General features: G+C 43.5%; 16 protein-coding genes, 16 tRNA genes and 1 rRNA gene. 30 read left to right on the top strand and 3 right to left on the bottom strand.

Going from position 1 to position 16,724, the window contains the following annotated elements:
- The first annotated feature begins 198 nt into the window (after nucleotides 1-198).
- The 22 genes from rrf (at nucleotide 199) to ACQCV8_RS19975 (ending at nucleotide 7,956) form a co-directional block, all read left to right on the top strand.
- Nucleotides 199-314, top strand: a 5S ribosomal RNA gene (gene rrf / locus ACQCV8_RS20080).
- Nucleotides 315-320: 6 nt separating this feature from the next.
- A tRNA-Asn gene (locus ACQCV8_RS20075) sits at nucleotides 321-395 on the top strand.
- A gap of 6 nt (nucleotides 396-401) precedes the next feature.
- Nucleotides 402-492 (top strand) — tRNA-Ser (locus ACQCV8_RS20070).
- Between the two features lie 8 nt (nucleotides 493-500).
- Nucleotides 501-575 (top strand) — tRNA-Glu (locus ACQCV8_RS20065).
- 359 nt (nucleotides 576-934) lie between these two features.
- Nucleotides 935-1,010, top strand: a tRNA-Val gene (locus ACQCV8_RS20060).
- 19 nt (nucleotides 1,011-1,029) lie between these two features.
- Nucleotides 1,030-1,106, top strand: a tRNA-Met gene (locus ACQCV8_RS20055).
- 4 nt (nucleotides 1,107-1,110) lie between these two features.
- Nucleotides 1,111-1,187 (top strand) — tRNA-Asp (locus ACQCV8_RS20050).
- Nucleotides 1,188-1,263: 76 nt separating this feature from the next.
- Nucleotides 1,264-1,339 (top strand) — tRNA-Phe (locus ACQCV8_RS20045).
- 20 nt (nucleotides 1,340-1,359) lie between these two features.
- Nucleotides 1,360-1,432 (top strand) — tRNA-Thr (locus ACQCV8_RS20040).
- 16 nt (nucleotides 1,433-1,448) lie between these two features.
- Nucleotides 1,449-1,532 (top strand) — tRNA-Tyr (locus tag ACQCV8_RS20035).
- A gap of 5 nt (nucleotides 1,533-1,537) precedes the next feature.
- Nucleotides 1,538-1,611, top strand: a tRNA-Trp gene (locus tag ACQCV8_RS20030).
- A gap of 18 nt (nucleotides 1,612-1,629) precedes the next feature.
- Nucleotides 1,630-1,705, top strand: a tRNA-His gene (locus ACQCV8_RS20025).
- Between the two features lie 62 nt (nucleotides 1,706-1,767).
- A tRNA-Gln gene (locus tag ACQCV8_RS20020) sits at nucleotides 1,768-1,842 on the top strand.
- 62 nt (nucleotides 1,843-1,904) lie between these two features.
- Nucleotides 1,905-1,979, top strand: a tRNA-Gly gene (locus ACQCV8_RS20015).
- Between the two features lie 8 nt (nucleotides 1,980-1,987).
- Nucleotides 1,988-2,061: transfer RNA gene (locus ACQCV8_RS20010), tRNA-Cys, on the top strand.
- 8 nt (nucleotides 2,062-2,069) lie between these two features.
- Nucleotides 2,070-2,150, top strand: a tRNA-Leu gene (locus ACQCV8_RS20005).
- Between the two features lie 513 nt (nucleotides 2,151-2,663).
- Nucleotides 2,664-3,188: a DUF6241 domain-containing protein gene (locus ACQCV8_RS20000; protein ID WP_426847222.1), complete on the top strand. Its 525-nt coding sequence runs from the start codon at nucleotides 2,664-2,666 to the stop codon at nucleotides 3,186-3,188.
- 503 nt (nucleotides 3,189-3,691) lie between these two features.
- A complete protein-coding gene (locus tag ACQCV8_RS19995; RefSeq protein WP_426847221.1) occupies nucleotides 3,692-4,393 on the top strand; it encodes a HEAT repeat domain-containing protein in 702 nt (233 codons plus the stop codon).
- A 126-nt stretch (nucleotides 4,394-4,519) separates the two neighbouring features.
- Nucleotides 4,520-5,095 carry an MEDS domain-containing protein gene (locus ACQCV8_RS19990; RefSeq protein WP_426847220.1) on the top strand — a complete coding sequence of 192 codons (576 nt, stop codon included), beginning with the start codon at nucleotides 4,520-4,522 and terminating at the stop codon, nucleotides 5,093-5,095.
- Nucleotides 5,096-5,220: 125 nt separating this feature from the next.
- Nucleotides 5,221-5,640, top strand: coding sequence for a MerR family transcriptional regulator (locus ACQCV8_RS19985; RefSeq protein WP_426847219.1), 420 nt, complete (start codon nucleotides 5,221-5,223; stop codon nucleotides 5,638-5,640).
- 80 nt (nucleotides 5,641-5,720) lie between these two features.
- Nucleotides 5,721-7,010 (top strand): hemolysin family protein, encoded by a 1,290-nt coding sequence (locus ACQCV8_RS19980; protein WP_426847218.1) that lies wholly within the window; start codon nucleotides 5,721-5,723, stop codon nucleotides 7,008-7,010.
- Between the two features lie 136 nt (nucleotides 7,011-7,146).
- Nucleotides 7,147-7,956 carry an undecaprenyl-diphosphate phosphatase gene (locus ACQCV8_RS19975; protein WP_426847217.1) on the top strand — a complete coding sequence of 270 codons (810 nt, stop codon included), beginning with the start codon at nucleotides 7,147-7,149 and terminating at the stop codon, nucleotides 7,954-7,956.
- A 140-nt stretch (nucleotides 7,957-8,096) separates the two neighbouring features.
- Here the strand turns inward: ACQCV8_RS19975 and ACQCV8_RS19970 are convergent, their stop codons facing one another.
- Complete coding sequence (locus tag ACQCV8_RS19970) at nucleotides 8,097-8,951, bottom strand: DUF1206 domain-containing protein (RefSeq protein ID WP_426847216.1); 855 nt, start codon at nucleotides 8,949-8,951, stop codon at nucleotides 8,097-8,099.
- Nucleotides 8,952-9,194: 243 nt separating this feature from the next.
- Between ACQCV8_RS19970 and ACQCV8_RS19965 the strand changes: the two genes are divergently transcribed.
- Together ACQCV8_RS19965 and ACQCV8_RS19960 are read left to right on the top strand one after the other, a co-directional pair.
- Entirely contained in the window at nucleotides 9,195-9,707 is a 513-nt protein-coding gene (locus ACQCV8_RS19965; RefSeq protein ID WP_426847215.1) for a PH domain-containing protein, read from the top strand.
- Nucleotides 9,707-11,170 carry a PH domain-containing protein gene (locus ACQCV8_RS19960; protein ID WP_426847214.1) on the top strand — a complete coding sequence of 488 codons (1,464 nt, stop codon included), beginning with the start codon at nucleotides 9,707-9,709 and terminating at the stop codon, nucleotides 11,168-11,170. Before ACQCV8_RS19965 ends, ACQCV8_RS19960 begins: the two co-directional genes overlap by 1 nt.
- A 92-nt stretch (nucleotides 11,171-11,262) precedes the next feature.
- Here ACQCV8_RS19960 and ACQCV8_RS19955 read toward each other — a convergent pair whose 3' ends face one another.
- Nucleotides 11,263-12,108: a hypothetical protein gene (locus ACQCV8_RS19955; RefSeq protein WP_426847213.1), complete on the bottom strand. Its 846-nt coding sequence runs from the start codon at nucleotides 12,106-12,108 to the stop codon at nucleotides 11,263-11,265.
- 387 nt (nucleotides 12,109-12,495) lie between these two features.
- Here ACQCV8_RS19955 and ACQCV8_RS19950 point away from each other — a divergent pair, with 387 nt between their 5' ends.
- From ACQCV8_RS19950 to ACQCV8_RS19935, 4 genes are all read left to right on the top strand, one after another.
- Entirely contained in the window at nucleotides 12,496-13,098 is a 603-nt protein-coding gene (locus tag ACQCV8_RS19950; protein ID WP_426847212.1) for an ABC transporter permease subunit, read from the top strand.
- Nucleotides 13,098-13,385 (top strand): hypothetical protein, encoded by a 288-nt coding sequence (locus ACQCV8_RS19945; RefSeq protein WP_426847211.1) that lies wholly within the window; start codon nucleotides 13,098-13,100, stop codon nucleotides 13,383-13,385. The genes ACQCV8_RS19950 and ACQCV8_RS19945 overlap by 1 nt, the downstream gene beginning before the upstream one ends.
- Nucleotides 13,382-14,020, top strand: a complete 639-nt coding sequence (locus ACQCV8_RS19940; RefSeq protein WP_426847224.1) for an ABC transporter permease subunit — start codon at nucleotides 13,382-13,384, stop codon at nucleotides 14,018-14,020. The genes ACQCV8_RS19945 and ACQCV8_RS19940 overlap by 4 nt, the downstream gene beginning before the upstream one ends.
- Nucleotides 14,021-14,120: 100 nt before the next feature.
- A tRNA-Gly gene (locus ACQCV8_RS19935) sits at nucleotides 14,121-14,194 on the top strand.
- A gap of 93 nt (nucleotides 14,195-14,287) precedes the next feature.
- On the opposite strand, the gene ACQCV8_RS19930 is transcribed toward ACQCV8_RS19935, so the two are convergent.
- Nucleotides 14,288-14,950: a B3/B4 domain-containing protein gene (locus tag ACQCV8_RS19930; protein ID WP_426847210.1), complete on the bottom strand. Its 663-nt coding sequence runs from the start codon at nucleotides 14,948-14,950 to the stop codon at nucleotides 14,288-14,290.
- A gap of 75 nt (nucleotides 14,951-15,025) precedes the next feature.
- On the opposite strand from ACQCV8_RS19930, the gene queG reads away from it, so the two are divergent.
- Nucleotides 15,026-16,156 carry a tRNA epoxyqueuosine(34) reductase QueG gene (gene queG, locus ACQCV8_RS19925; protein WP_426847209.1) on the top strand — a complete coding sequence of 377 codons (1,131 nt, stop codon included), beginning with the start codon at nucleotides 15,026-15,028 and terminating at the stop codon, nucleotides 16,154-16,156.
- A gap of 403 nt (nucleotides 16,157-16,559) precedes the next feature.
- On the top strand, nucleotides 16,560-16,724 hold a 165-nt coding region (locus ACQCV8_RS19920; RefSeq protein ID WP_426847223.1), incomplete at its 3' end, for a transposase.

The raw sequence follows: 16,724 nt of genomic DNA, 5'->3' as shown, positions 1-16,724 counted from the left end.
GATAGGTCCGAGGTGGAAGCGTGGCGACATGTGCAGCTGACGGATACTAATCGGTCGAGGACTTAACCAAATTACGTAAGGCGTTTGACTCGTGCACCAATATCGTTATCTAGTTTTGAAAGAGCAAAAAAAAGATCCAAAAAGGTCTTGTTTTCTTCTCTTCAAATTGTATATAATTAATCTTGTCACTTTAATTTGTCTGGTGATTATGGCAAAGAGGTCACACCCGTTCCCATACCGAACACGGAAGTTAAGCTCTTTAGCGCCGATGGTAGTTGGGGGTTTCCCCCTGTGAGAGTAGGACATCGCCAGGCAGGTATTCCGCAGTAGCTCAGTGGTAGAGCTATCGGCTGTTAACCGATCGGTCGCAGGTTCGAGTCCTGCCTGCGGAGCCATATTATGGAGAGCTGTCCGAGTGGCCGAAGGAGCACGATTGGAAATCGTGTATACGTCATAAGCGTATCGGGGGTTCGAATCCCCCGCTCTCCGCCATAATAACTGGCCCGTTGGTCAAGCGGTTAAGACACCGCCCTTTCACGGCGGTAACACGGGTTCGAATCCCGTACGGGTCACCAACCGATTTCAAACAAATAGGCAGCACTTAAAGTGAACGGCTAGAATAGAAGCGCAATCCGCCGCTCATCGCAAGCCCAAAAAGAGGGTTGGGAGAAGCAAGCAGTGCTAGGAGCCGAAGGAGAGAGCCCCGGAGCGCACATAAGTGCGTGAGGATGCGGACGACTGAAAGCGACAACGCAATGCGCCGCTCATCGCAAGCCGAAAGCATCACCCAACAAAGTGAAAGTAAGAGGGTTGGGAGGAGCAAGCAGTGCTAGGAGCCGAAGAAGAGAGCCCCGGAGCGCACATAAGTGCGTGAGGATGCGAACGACTGAAAGCGACAACGCAATGCGCCGCTCATCGCAAGCCGAAACTATATGGAGGATTAGCTCAGCTGGGAGAGCATCTGCCTTACAAGCAGAGGGTCGGCGGTTCGATCCCGTCATCCTCCACCATAAATATTTATTTTATTATCGCGGGGTGGAGCAGTCTGGTAGCTCGTCGGGCTCATAACCCGAAGGTCGCAGGTTCAAATCCTGTCCCCGCAACCAAAATGGTCCGGTAGTTCAGTTGGTTAGAATGCCTGCCTGTCACGCAGGAGGTCGCGGGTTCGAGTCCCGTCCGGACCGCCATTTGATTTTTTAATCAAACCTAAGTAAAATGTAAGAGGGTTTCAATAAGCGAGAAGCTTAGTGGAAGGCCAAAAATGGCTTGGTAGCTCAGTCGGTAGAGCAATGGACTGAAAATCCATGTGTCGGCGGTTCGATTCCGTCCCAAGCCACCATTTATAACTAATATAAATATGCCGGTGTAGCTCAATTGGTAGAGCAACTGACTTGTAATCAGTAGGTTGGGGGTTCAAGTCCTCTTGCCGGCACTGTCTTCACTGTAGTGGAGGGGTAGCGAAGTGGCTAAACGCGGCGGACTGTAAATCCGCTCCTTAGGGTTCGGCAGTTCGAATCTGCCCCCCTCCACCATTTATAGGGGCATAGTTTAACGGTAGAACAGAGGTCTCCAAAACCTCCGGTGTGGGTTCGATTCCTACTGCCCCTGCCAATATAATTTGATAATGTGGCGGTTGTGGCGAAGTGGTTAACGCATCGGATTGTGGTTCCGACATTCGTGGGTTCGATTCCCATCAGTCGCCCCATATTTTTGTATTTGAATATTGGCTGCTGTATAATAAATCTGCATCGTGAGTACATACATAGGTGGGCTATAGCCAAGCGGTAAGGCAACGGACTTTGACTCCGTCATGCGTTGGTTCGAATCCAGCTAGCCCAGCCATTTTTTCTTTTCAGGAAAGTTTTAAATCCTTTTGCATAGAATGACATACAGGAAACAATAAGGCGGAAGTAGTTCAGTGGTAGAACACCACCTTGCCAAGGTGGGGGTCGCGGGTTCGAATCCCGTCTTCCGCTCCATTATGTTTGGCGGCATAGCCAAGAGGAAAGGCAGAGGACTGCAACTCCTTTACCCCCGGTTCGAATCCGGGTGCCGCCTCCAAACAATATGCCGGTGTGGCGGAATTGGCAGACGCGCACGACTCAAAATCGTGTTCCTCTGGAGTGCCGGTTCGACCCCGGCCACCGGTATCATTTTCAGGTTATTAATCTGTAAACAAACGTGAATATTACCGAAATATCAACCGTTTCTCACAGTGTGGGGAACGGTTTTTTCGTGTGGTCCGGACTATACTGAATATTTTCAAAATGGGTGCATCCATAATACATGCTGGTTATTCATTAAAGTACGCAGATTCTTCAATTTCACTGTCATCTTCAGATAAAAGGTTTAATAAATCTCCTGTAGGATGAATAAAATTTCTTAAATCCCTTTAAAATTTTTTGAATCTGTCTTATGTCTTTGTTTTTTAAGTAATTCACATTAAATGGATTTTCCCCAAACCCCCCCCTAAGTGATTGCCATTTCATATTGGATCTCCCAACTATAGTAAATCTCTAAAAGGGTATCTGGGTAATGCATTGAATACTATAATTGTTCCAATATGATGGAATGCTATAATGAGGTTAATCATTTTATTCGTTTCTATGCTTCATTACCATACCAATTACATTGAATACTACTATGGGAGATGGGTGCCTCAAATGAAAAAAAGTCAGGTTATATGGGTTGGATCTATTGCTATTGCTGGAAGCGTTGCACTTATTATTTATTACATGATAGGTCAAGATGGGAGTCGGGAGACTTTAAAGGTGAAAGAATCAAAAACACCGAATAATGAAATCATAGAAATAGAGGAGGCTAATGCAGTCCCGTCAGATAAAGAATTTCCTATAAACATGAATGAATCTGACATGCAAAATGCGATTCATGGGATGAGCCACCAAAAAGTTGAAGCTGAAGACAAATGGGGGTTCATTCCGTTAACTTCGGAGAGAATAAAACGATTAATAGCTGTTCTTCAGCATAACCAAGAAAATTATGAACATTACCGTACATACAAGGAAATATTGGATCGTTGGAACGACAATGATTTCTCGAAAGTTGATCACGATCATAATCGGATTTGGGAACTTCAAAATGGAAATGTAGGCAAGGCTACAGGCATTTTATCTGCTGAGGAAGAAAAAGAATTTATCGAAGAACATTACAACATTGAGAGAAAATAAAAACTTTCCTAATCCCCAATTATTAAGCTGCGAAGGATGTTTTTCAGTATTTCTTCTCATATTTGTTGTTAAACTTCAGCTTTAGCACTTATTGATTATCAGACTGAACGAATGACTTTATACACAAAGAAGTACAAAGGAAAATATAAAGGATGGTCAGCTAGGAGAACAAACAGATGATAAAAAAGATTGAAGGCGGCATAAGATGATTGAAAAGTTAATTGAACGGATGATGGATGAAACAGACGCAGGAAGCCGGAACAGTATTTCCTGGAAAGCATATAGAGAAGCTGAAAAAATCACGGACCCAAATTAAATTCCTTATTTAATGGAATTCATTGAGAAACTAAAAAAGAAGAAGACTAGACAGGATCGGGAAAAGAGAGATGCTATTTACTATATTCTAAAGAAGATCGGAGTCCATACATCCGATCAAAGTATTCCAGTGTTTTTTTTTGAAGTGCTTACAATTTGAAACCAATATGCATACAGTGGGAAATCTTTTGGATTACATAGCAGATCAGGGTAACTTTGTTCCTGATCACAGGGGAATCCTTCCTTTCCTGGAAGATCGACGCTGGCAAATCCGTTTTTTTGCTATAGACTTACTGGGCAAATGCAAAGAACCTGCTGTTGAGGATGCTCTTATAAAAATACTGGAAGCATGCAATGACCACCATGAGTTTTTAAGCATTTGCGGGGCGCTTCAAAAGATTGGAACTGCTCAATCGATCCCTCTTCTAATCGAGAAAACCAAGCACAAAGACCAATGGATCAGAATTGGTGCCTATGAAGCATTGCATGTACTGGGAAACCAGGAGCTGTTGCCAATATTTATTGAAGGACTGAAAGACCGTTTTTATTGCTCAAAACATCATGCCGTAATAGGTGTCTGTAAATTTGATGATGGAAACTATACAGACTTAGTTTATAAATTTGTTAGTAAGCTAACATCCTATTCCCGCATTTTAGAAGCTGATGAAACGAAGCCCACGGACTTAATAGCGGGGCTTTCCTATCTTGATCGGTATATAGGGGATAAGGGAAAAATGGTGAAGTTGCTGGAAAGAATCACACGGGTTGAAAGGGATGTTTTTTCAGAAACAGAAAAGAAATTTATTGAAAAATATATTGAAAACGGCCATAGGGTTGATCAGAATAAGAATCCCTTTAATAGAAATAGCCAGGGTACTTTACTCCGGTAAAGCTCCATCACCTTAATCATGAGGAGGAACCCCGGTACATATACCGCACAGCAGTTATCTAAAATGTGATAAGATGAGCGTTAGAACAACAATTGTAAATCTGGCCTTTAAAGGAGCCGTGTAATTTTGAATCATTCCTTAATGGATATAAAAAAAGACATTGATCAATATAAATCCGGGCATATCTTATTTCTGTTTGATGATGCTGACATATATATAAAGGCAGCCTCTGCTTATATTCTTTCTGGAGTTGAACAGGGGGATCAGATCATTGTTATTGAGAATGAGAGAATGGCAGTTTTGCTGGAAAAACAGCTGAAGGGTATTCTGACAAAAAAGCAGCTTGCTAACGTTCATTTCCTTAACAATTTTGATTTTTATTATTCAAATGGAAATTTTCATACTCCCACAATCGTCGCTTATTTTTTGAAAGTAGTGCAGCCTCTTATAGATGCCAATCAGCGTTTTCGAACATGGGCCCATATTGAATGGGGAGAAATTGGAGACATAAAGTACGAAATTGATGATTATGAGAAAAATTCCGAAGTGACGGTGAACGCTATGAAACTGCTCTCTGTATGTGCCTACAACAAGGAAAGACTGCCCGCTAAAATTAAGACATCCTTATTAAATTCTCACCGCTATCTCATGACAGGGAACGGAATCATCCAGCATGAAAAGACGGACGCAGCTAACGAATAATAAATTTCTGTGAGCTTGCATGCAGCAAGTTCTATTTTTGTGTTTGTGAACCTTTTATTACAATGAACCATTTTGTTTGCCCTTAAGCCAAGTTCCCTATACAATGAACCTATAACCATCACGTTATGGTCGGGGGTGATTCCGTTGGGGCTGAGAAATTAAAAATAGGTGAACTTGCTGACAGATGCGGGGTTACAAAGAGAACGGTTGATCATTATACAAATCTTGGACTGCTTAAAGCGGAACGTTCGCCTTCTAATTATCGTTATTATGATTTGTCTTCGCTCGAACGGATTCATTTTATTGAAACGTGCAAGGCAGAGGGAATGCACTTGGCAGATATCGGGAAACGGCTTCTTGAAAAGGATGCAGAAGAGATAGATTTACTAGAATTAAGATTGAAAATCAGCGGTTTAGATAAGGATGTTTCCGAAATTTTGTCTCAAATTGACCGAAATGATCCTGACAGCATAGAAAAGATAAAAAAGAATATCTCACATGAGAGCTTTTCTTTAATCCAAACGCTTCTATTGCTATTAAGTTAAGCCTGTGATGCAGGTTTTACATGTAAGAAACTTTTTCCAATCCAAGGAGGTGTAGATCTTACGTTAAGTAAGATCACTAATTGACAGCTATTAACTTAACTATATTTGTACTATTAATTGCAGCAACAGCCTTTTTTGTCGCAACAGAGTTTGCGATTGTCAAGGTGCGAACATCAAGAATTGATCAGCTGATCGAGGAAGGAAAAAAAGGCGCGGTCTCAGCCAAAAAGGTGGTATCCCATCTTGATGAATACTTGTCAGCCTGCCAGCTCGGTATAACCGTAACGGCTCTCGGGCTTGGCTGGATTGGAGAGCCGACCTTTGAGGTTCTGCTGCATCCATTATTTGAATACTTCAGCATTGATGAATCGATGTCTCATATTTTCACTATTGCTATTGCTTTTACACTTGTTACCTTCCTGCACGTAGTAGTGGGTGAGCTTGCCCCTAAAACGGTAGCCATTCAAAAGGCAGAGGCTGTTGCATTGGTTTTTGCCAAGCCGATTATCTGGTTCTACCGGATCATGTACCCGTTTATTTGGTTCCTGAATGGTTCTGCCCGATTCCTCGTTGGTCTTTTCGGACTGAAGCCAGCTTCCGAGCATGAGCTGGCCCATTCAGAGGAGGAGCTGCGTCTTTTGCTTTCTGAGAGCTATAAGAGCGGTGAAATTAATAAGAACGAGCTTAAATATATGAACAATATTTTTGAATTTGATGAGAGGATCGCCAAGGAAATTATGGTGCCCCGAACAGAAATTGTAAGCATTGCGGCAGATGATCATTTTGATCACATTATGGAAACGATGATTGAAGAGAATTACACACGCTATCCTGTAACAGATGGGGATAAAGATAATATCCTTGGTTTTGTGAATGTGAAAGAATTGCTGTCAGCCAAGGTCATGAATCGTGACCAGGATCTGAAGCTCGATCCCTTCATCAATCCGGTCATCCGCGTGATAGAAAGTATCCCGATTCACGACCTGCTGGTGAAGATGCAGAAGGAACGGACTCATGTGGCTATTTTGATGGACGAATACGGCGGTACCTCCGGATTGGTTACTGCGGAAGATATTCTTGAGGAAATCGTCGGGGAGATCCGTGATGAATTCGATGAGGATGAAGTAGCCGAAATTCGGAAGGTGGGAGCCGATCACTATATTCTGGATGCTAAACTGCTTCTTGAGGATGTAAATGATCTTCTTGGAACAGAGATAGAGGAAGAAGACATTGATACGATAGGCGGCTGGTTCTTAAGCCGTAATATTGATGCTCAGTCCGGTTCTGAGATTGAACAAGAAGACTACATGTTCCGCGTTCACGAGATTGAAGGCCATCAGATCTATTACCTGGAAGTGAAAAAAATATAGGAAATGGGAGAGAGAGTCATTACTTAATGGCTTTTTCTCTTTTTTAGCCTTTTCTAATTGTTGCATTTGTAGGATAATGGAAAAATACTGCAGTGTCTGCAGACTATAGAAACCAGGCTGGATTAAGGAGTCAATTATGGAATTTGATTTAATTATTTTACTAAAGTACTTATTTTTAGGCGCCCTCCAAGGCATAACTGAACCCATCCCGATCTCTTCCAGTGGGCATTTGGTGCTCGCCCAGCATTTCATGGGAATTGGAACGGATAATTTATCATTTGAGCTTCTCGTAAATGCAGGGTCGCTCATAGCCGTCCTTCTTATTTATAAGGAAGACATATTAAGGCTTGCTAAAAATGGGATTTCATTTGCTTTTACCCGTCAGGAGGAACACAAAAAGGATTTCAGATTTATAATGTATTTGATCCTTGCCACCATTCCCGCTGGGGTGATCGGGGTCCTTCTGGCAGATAAAATATCGGTGAAGAATGTGTATGTAACCGGGGCTACGCTAATCATCACAGGCATCGCGCTATTCCTAATCCGGAACCTGAGAGGCAGGAAAAGAGATGGGGACATTGGGATCAAGGATGCACTGATCGTTGGTTTCGCACAGGCCGTCGCGCTTGTACCCGGGATTAGCCGATCAGGTGCAACGATCGTCGCGGCGATGGGGATTGGAATGAGGCCTGCTACCGCTTTGCGTTTCTCGTTTCTAATGTTTATCCCGGTTAGTGTTGGCGGCACGCTGTTAAGTCTAACCGATTTAATCAACGATGAAAATCTGGGAGAGCTTCTTCTTCCCTATATGGCCGCATTCTTCATTTCAATCGTTACCTCCTATATATCATTGAAGTGGTTCATGAACATTATGGCAAAAGGCAATCTAATCTATTTTAGTATTTATTGCTTTATTGTTGGGACGGCCGTTCTGATTTTTGCATAGTAACACTCCTCCCTTTGAAAGGACGGACTCTCCTAATCGCAAAAAAAAGTGCTCAGTGGCTCTGAGCACTTTTTTTATCATTGAAGGGGAAGGAGACAGCGCTGCTTTCATCAAGTTCTCAGGGCTTCGTTCAATCTCCCTTATTTCCCGCCATTCCCCATGTGCTCGTATCGGCCGCGGATGATTCCATATACGCCGTAAAGAATCAAACCGAGAGCTACAGCTCCCAGAATCCATTGGCCATAGGGCTGGCTTGCGAGCTGGGAGAGAGCTCCATCCAAGCCTTTATTTTGATTAGGATCTGAAGTGATGGCTGTTTGGATAAAAAAGAAGCCAATCATAGCCAGAACAATCCCGCGTGCTATTAAACCAAGTTTACCGGATCTTCGTGCAATTTTACGTTCGTGCATGCTCATTTCGGCTGATTTGAATTTAGACATAAATTTTTCTTTGTATCCTGAAATAAATTCGTATATTCCATAGCCGATAATGGTGGCCCCGATTGCCCCAATAACCCATTGTCCATATGGCTGCGAAAGCAATTGTGCAGACAGGCTCTGCTCAGATCCGCTGCTGGAGCTTCCCGCATTCACTGCGGTCTTCAGCGCATTAAAGGAAATGCTTCCGTAAATGGCGGCACTGATTAAATAGCCGATTCGGATAATGACTCCTTTCGCATTTGAACCGCGCCGTTCAGGATCTGCTGCACATTTAACGATTCCCCATATGCTATAGCCGATTAAACCGATGCCTATTGCCCAAAGGAGAACTTTTCCAAAAGGCATTCCGGCAAGCGATTGGAGCATGCCGTTTGTATCAGTCGTTTTGCCCCCTGCGCCAATAGCGGCCATGAAAGCCAGAATCCCAATCATTCCATAAACTGCTCCCTGTGCCATATAACCGAACCGTCCGAGACGTCTAATCCAGGGCTTTGTATCCTGTTTTGTCTTTTCAGCAGACTGCCTGGCCCCTGTCTTTGATCTTGATAGCTCCATTGTATGTTCCTCCATTTTTTCTAGTCATATAGTATTGAATAAATTCCCTCTGCCCGAATAATAGAAACCTTTTCTCATGAAAATGCAGTATTTTCTAATAGCCTCGTCTAGGGGAGAAGCAGAGAGAAGCAGAGGGGCAAGACTTTAAGGCGGGCCTCTGATAAATTAAGTTTCTATTAGTTTATTCCTGTTTTTTGAAACGTTTCCTCTTCTTTTATCGTAGTATGGATGAGGTGAATAGGAGTGTATTTAAACATTGAAGAACCAACCAGAGAAATATCTGCAAAAGCAATACGGGTCTGGAGGATCACCAATACGATTGGACACAGTACTGTGATCCTGATTCTTGCTGTATGCGTTTATTTCGACAGTTTGTACCAATGGCCTGAATGGGCAGGCTATTTGATTTACGGGCTAATGGCTTTAATGGCAATATCGGCAGTGTTTTCCATTGCGGTTGAGCCGGTTTATCTGCAAAGAACGTGGAGGTACGAAATTGATGAGGAATTTATTCAACTGAAGCATGGGCGGATCACTCAAAAGCATATCCTGATCCCCATGACGAAAGTGGAAGTGGTATCCACAAGCCAGGGTCCGTTTTTAAGAAAATACGGTCTGTATGATGTTAATATCGGAGCAGTAAATTCCAGCCATACCATTCCTTCAATTGAAAAAGAGGAAGCCCTTAAGCTGAGAAATCAGATTGCCATCTATGCGAAAGTAGGAGAGCAGGACGAGCTGGAGGATGAAAGGTGATGACAGGGGAGCAAAGAAGATTTCATCCAGCCTGGATTCTCATTGAAGCTGTGTCTTTTCTAAAGAATACGTGGTTCATTATTTTCTTTTTATTTGTATTCCGCGCCGGCGAAGACACCGGCTGGATCGTTTGGGCGAAGTACCTTTTTATTGCAGCAGCGGTTTTGACGATGATTCACATGGTATTAAAATGGGGCTTCCATACATATGAAATGAACGGGCACGCCTTTATATTTAGAGAAGGAATTTTGGTTAAAAATCAGAGAAATATTCCATTTGAAAGAATACAAAACACTTTTTCTGAAACGAATTTTGTTCATCGTGTGCTTGGTATGACTTCGCTGACGCTCGAGACAGGGGCGAACGACGATGAAGCTTCTGTAAAGTTTCCAATAATAACGAAGAAAGAATCCGCCAGAATCACAAATTTTGTCCAAAATAACAATCGGACGGAAGAAGCTGTGCAAACGGTTTCCAATAATAAAAGCATTTATTTCCAATCGACAAAAAAGGATAATATCAAAGCAGCCTTTACGTCCCTTAGTTTTTTTGCGCTTTTTCCGATTTTATTTGCTTTGTATTCGCAGGCGGACGATTTTTTTAACCTTGAAGACGCATCCAAAAGTGCAGTGGAATACCTTCAGCAGCACGTGTGGATACTGCTCCCTCTTTTTGTTGCCGCTTTGGCGATATCGGTCCTTGTCGGCTATATTCAAACTGTTATTAAATATGGCCGGTATGAAATTTCAGCAGATGAAGAGCGTATTTACATTTCCAAAGGGACGATCAATACAAGTGCTTTTTCCATTCAGAAAAATAAGGTTCAGGCGATTCATATAAAGCAATCGCTGATTAAAAGGATCTTCGGGATGGCTGAAATTAAGCTGATCAGTGCTGGGAGCACGAATATTGGTGAGCAGGAGACCAATTCCCTGTATCCTTTTATGGCCAAGCATGAAGCCTATGAGCTCACAAATCAGCTATTGCCTGGCTATCGAATTGAAGCAAGAATGAATCGGCTTCCCAAAAAAGTTCTGCTTCTAAAGCTAATCCGTCCTTATTATGCAACAGTGATTGCAGGGGCTGCTCTGTTCTTCTTTAAGCCGGAATGGCTCTGGGCAGCAGGTGCAGTATTTTTGCTTTCGATTGTCTCCCGCCTTTTGGATTATTGTTTCACAAGCTATCTCAGAAATGGGGACTGCGTTCAAATTCGCAGAGGCGGCTTAACAACCGAAACCTTCCTTACCAAGCGAAAACGGATTCAGCAAATCGAAATTTCACATTCCTGGCTGCAGCGGAAGTTCCAAACGGGAACTCTTCAGTTTTCGAACCGGGCAAAGCCGGTGCATGTCAGTACGATACAGGATGTTCCGAGGGAAGATGTGAGCAGTTTCTATAGATGGATTAAAGGAGTTTCGCAACATAAAGAAAATGAAACACATAGCAAAATGAATAATTTTTAAAGCGACGATTCTGTTAGTTCCTTTAAAAGGCCCTTAGCGGATGCTAGGGCCTTTACAGATTTCATTATACTCAGAGTATCCATAAAGCCCTCTCAATCTTTATTAAAAGCAGCGGCAACTTCAAGCATCGTCATTGCCCCATCGGCTTCCACTATTTCATACACGATGTTTCCTTCCTGCCAGGCCGTGTAATGGTTCCGGCTGCCAGCATCATTGCCGTCCAGCAGAACCGTTCCTTGATCAGGCGGAGGAAGCATTTCTTTTTCTAAATAGTCAACGACCTTCCTGCCAAGTTCCTTGTTGGCGTCTTCTCCTGATTCATTCCGTGCCTTAGACATGAACGACCATCTTCCTTCATTCCAGTGTAGAAAAGCACTTCCTGCTCCTGCATCCGTGTAGCCAGTAATTCCATGTCCTAAGTCTACAGGCGGATTGCCTGCTGGCTCCGCTTTCTGGTAGCCGATTTGTTCGGCGGCTTTCTCTTCGCTTTCATATTCTGCTGCCTTAATGACGGCTATTTTACTCTCGTTCCCAAGATTTCTTAGTTTGCTGCTGTTGATTGAAATGGGCTTAGAAGTTTGGTAGAACGCAATTTCATAAGTTTTGGCGTCTGATGTGGCCAGAGATGTCAGGTGCTTATCTTTATCCAGTGGAATCGCTGCCGGGAGAGAAAATGGAACACGAGTATCGAGCTGCAGGGACGTTTCACTGATTACTTCCTCAGGAGTCAAAGCTTCGTTCTTTTTTGATGATGGATTGGTTCCGGGAGCGGGTTCACCTTCTGCGATACCTTTTTCAGAGGAGGCAGGAGGCTTTGTGCGCTCTGCCGTTTCAGCAGCAGAACTGCTCTCCGTCTTCTCGTCAGCCGCGTTGCTTTGGCTGCAGACGGCAGCGAGGGAGAGAACGAGAAACCAACCCAGCACAAGGGATATTTTCATAAATTCCCCTCCTATAGTTGATATTTTTCCCTGTATAGGGCGGGATAAACAGAGATTTTATAAAAGTCATTATTTTCAATTTATTTCGTGGTAAGATATAGGGAAAAATTTGAGGTATACATAAATGAAGGGGTCAGCCGTTTCTAAAAGAGTCCTAATCCTGTTTGGACAAGTCGTATATTCATTTATCCTTATCCTCTTGATCAGCGGAATTCCGGTTCTTTTTCAAGGCTTGAAACTGAATATCGGAGCTTACGCAGCGTTTGTGCAAGAAATGGGAATGAAAGTCCTTTTTTTAATAACGAAACGTTCTAGGAGAGGAGTCCAATCTTTCCGCAAATATTAGAAAGAAGCGGGGACACGTTTACTCTGCTGATTCTTGCCCTGGTGATCTCCTTTGCAGTGTCGATTCTTTTTGCTTCGGCAGCAGTTCTGTTTTTAAAAAAGAGGATGAACTGGATTAAAAGAATGATTTTGGCTGCTGAAGCGATCCCGGATATTTTTATCATTACGGTCCTGCAGGCACTTGTCATTTATATATATAAGCAGACCGATGTCCTGATTGTGAAGGTGGCTTCACTCGGCGATGAGAAAAGCTACGTTTTGCCTCTAATTTGTTTAGGAATACCGGCTTCCGTCTATCTTGTAAAGATTTTAATTAAAACAATCGAGGAGGAGGGGCAAAAGGCGTATGTGGAGCTTGCTAAAGCGATTGGCACTTCTCCTGTGCGCATCCTAATCTTCCATATCAGCCGGAATGCGTTTCATAAAATCATGATTAATTCGAAGACGCTCGTATGGTCGCTGCTTGCCTCGATGCTCATCATCGAATATGTATTCAATTATCCGGGAATGCTCAGCTTCCTGCTCACGTATCGATCGCCAGAAGTCTTTTTGATGGCCGTCACCATTTTGTTCCTGCCGTTTTTTGTGATCTATCAATCCTATTTTTTATTTGCTCCGGATTTAATTAAAGGAGAGAAAGGATAATGGCCAGGCTTCTAAAAGATAAGATGTTTCTGACAGGTTTTTTATTTTTATCCGTTATGGTTCTTTTAAGCGCCGGAAATTCTTTTTTCAATGACGGAAAAATAAGTCAAACGGTTCTTACCTATGATGCTGAAGGAGAGCTTGCAGGTGTACCGCCCTATCCACCCTCTCTTAAGCACCCGCTTGGTACAGATAAAGATGGATATGACATGCTTCACATCATCGTGCAAGGATCCCAGTATACAATCGGCATTGCTCTTTTCATCGCTTTTATTAGAGTAGGATAAGCTATTGCTTAAGAAGCTTTATTTCAGCTTATCTGCCAAAGGGCTTTTTCAGGGGGGTGTCAGAGCCCTTTGCATTTATCCCTCAGACTGTGTTTGCTGTATTTCTTTTGAGCCCGGTATTGATCATGCCGTTTGAAGGATTTCAGGAGCCGTTCTGGCAGCGTGCTTTATATGAGGTCATCGTGCTGAGCGTCCTTGGGTGGCCGACCTTATCCCAGCACATTGCAGAGGTGATGAAAGGGTATTGGGGCCAGGATTTTGTAGCCTGTTCCAAAACACTGGGAGGAAGCCGGTTTTACATTTTCCGCAAACATATAAGCAGATGGTTCCGCAAGGAGGGCTTTTTATTATTTATCCAGCAGTTTATTCAGGTTCTGACGATCTTAGCGCATCTCGGTCTGCTTGAACTCTTCTTTGGTGGTACCCATATCGATTACGGAGGCGATAGTCCGCCTAAAACCATTTCCTATGAGTGGTCCGGGCTGATAGGAGATTACTATCCGCTCCGTGGCCAATACCCTTGGATATCCTTATCCGTCATCCTCTTTTTCGCCTTGGCGATCCTGGCTTTGAATATTATGCTTTCCGCTGCTGAAAGAGTGTTACAGAGGAAAATAATAGCCCAGCTGTCTTGAAGAGAGTGCGTTCTGATAAAAAAATAAAAAAGACTATTGACGAACCAATGTAATATGAATATAATGAAATACATCGTCATCATGAGAGACACCATGATTTGCGGGTGTAGTTTAATGGTAAAACCTCAGCCTTCCAAGCTGATGTCGTGGGTTCGATTCCCATCACCCGCTCCATACATACGTTACTAACGCAGTGCTTCGTTCCGATCAGCGAAGTATTGCGTTTTTTACTGTATAAAGAAGCCCGCTGCCTGGAGCAGCAGGCATTTATAAAATAAAGTGTTCTTCCGTCCCGCCGTGAATCTGAACGAACATGGATGTTAATGCTGATAACAGTTTTTCAGATTCTTCGCTGCTCATAGATGGTGCGAGATAAACGATTTGGAGGGCATTGACGGTTTCCCGTGAAGCTGCGGAACGTTTGGAATCGACGTAAGGGCTTCCGAATGGTCCAGATTCGTCAGCAGATAAAATTTTCTTCTCCATCGCCACTTCCCGTCCATTGATCGCTTCATATGCCTCATCTGAATTACCGATCCGTATCTCAATATTCCCCTTTAGACGGTCTAGATCGTAAATTCCGATCGGAACCTGATATTGCATGGAGAAGAAGTTATTTAAATCCGCTGCTGAATGAATGGTGTCCAGATACTGCTGTTTTTTGATTCTGCGGAATATCGCTTCCTGTGAGGGGCGGTACCGGTTCGGGTCCGTACCTGCTTTTTTGAAAAGATTCCGCCATTCCTTTACAGCTGGAAGGTCTTTCATTTCCTTCGTCTCAAAATCAAAATACAGCGATTCCTGAAAAAGCCTCATTCTCCCTTGCAGCATTTGCGGAGCATCCCCGACTTGAATGCCTCTGTAGATGGCAATCCCGGTTTTAAACGAGGGCTCCAGATCTTTTATTTGCTGATTCACTTTAATTTCCATTTTATCCGGCCTCCATGGTTTGGTACCATAATTTTAACATAGCGTTGAAGAAATACAGAAGAAAGGAGGGTGACTATGAACATCGAAGCTTTGAAACAAGAAGTGATCGCCTACAGCCGTGAGATTGGAATTGATAAAATCGGATTTGCCAGTGCCGATTCGTTTGAGACTCTTAAAGGCCGTTTGCAGGCCCAGCAGGCCCTCGGATATCAATCCGGTTTTGAAGAACCGGATATTGAAAAGCGGACGACCCCTGGCTTGCTTGTACCGAAAGCAAAATCGATTGTTGCCATCGCCCTTGCGTACCCTTCGAAAATGAAGAATGCTCCTAAAAGCACAAGGGAGGACCGCAGGGGGATCTTTTGCCGGGCTTCCTGGGGCAAGGATTATCATCATGTGCTCCGCGAAAAGCTTGCGAAGCTTGAAGCATTTTTAAAAGAAAGATCCCCTGACATCCGGGTGAAATCGATGGTGGATACAGGAGAGCTGGCCGACCGGGCTGTTGCCGAACGGGCAGGCATCGGCTGGAGCGGGAAGAACTGTGCGATTATTACGCCCGAATTCGGTTCTTACGTTTACCTCGGTGAAATCGTAACGAATGTGCCATTCGAACCGGATCAGCCGATCGAAGACCAATGCGGAACATGCAATAAATGTGTAGAGGTCTGTCCTACGGGGGCGCTTGTTCAAGGCGGCCAGCTGAACGCCCAGCGCTGCATCGCCTATTTAACCCAGACTAAGGATTTTCTGCCGGAAGAATTTCGGACAAAAATCGGAAACCGGCTTTACGGCTGCGATACATGCCAAACCGTGTGTCCCGAGAACAAAGGCAAGGACTTTCATTTGCACGCGGAAATGGAGCCGGATCCGGAGCTTGCTAAACCCAGTCTAAAGCCGCTGCTTTCTATGTCAAACCGTGAATTTAAAGAAAAGTTCGGCCATGTCTCGGGCTCTTGGAGGGGAAAAAAACCAATCCAGCGGAACGCCATCATTGCTCTTGCCCATTACAAGGACGACACCGCTCTTCCGGAGCTTTACAAGCTAATGAAGGAAGATCCGAGACCTGTAATCCGGGGAACCGCTGCCTGGGCAGCAGGAAAAATCGGACAAGCAGAATCTAAGGATTTTCTGTTGGACAGGCTTGAAAAAGAAGAAGATGAAGATGTATTGAGAGAAATAAGAGCAGGGTTGAATCTGCTGCGTTAAGTATCAGGCCTGAACGGGATCCCGTTCAGGCTTATTCTTTTTTTACATATCCTTCAAGAGTATAATGAAGGCAGGGAGATTGCCCGCAGCGGTTTAAGGCTATTATTAAGAAGAGAGGCGAGAAACATGCTGAATTTGCCAAAAGAATTAGAGGAGTATAGGAAACAATTAGAAACGTACGAAATCCCTTTCGTAAAAATCAGATCTAAACGAGGCAGAACGGAGCTTACAGATTTTCCGAACGGGAAAGCCCATTCCTTCAGGTGTGGGATGAAAGTGAGGTCGGATACGGAGTACCACTGAAAACCGTAAGGTTTGTGGTGCTTCAAGTATCTGAAATGTTTTGTTCTTTTTTTATTGTCGCATTGAATTAGTTTTTAAATAAAACTTATACAATAAACCTATGAATGAATATAGAAGAACAAGTACAACCGTACCATGGCTCAACTATCATTTTGTCTTTTGTCCTCGGTATCGAAGAAAAATATTCCTTCGTACTGATGTAGAGGAACGATTTAAACAGTTGGTACAAGAAGTATGTGAAGAATTGGAAATTGTCATTGTTGCT

Source organism: Metabacillus sp. 84 (assembly GCF_050107715.1).
Lineage (GTDB): Bacteria > Bacillota > Bacilli > Bacillales > Bacillaceae > Metabacillus_B.
Note: the sequence above shows the minus strand (reverse complement) of the source record. Positions and strands in the feature narration are given on the sequence as shown.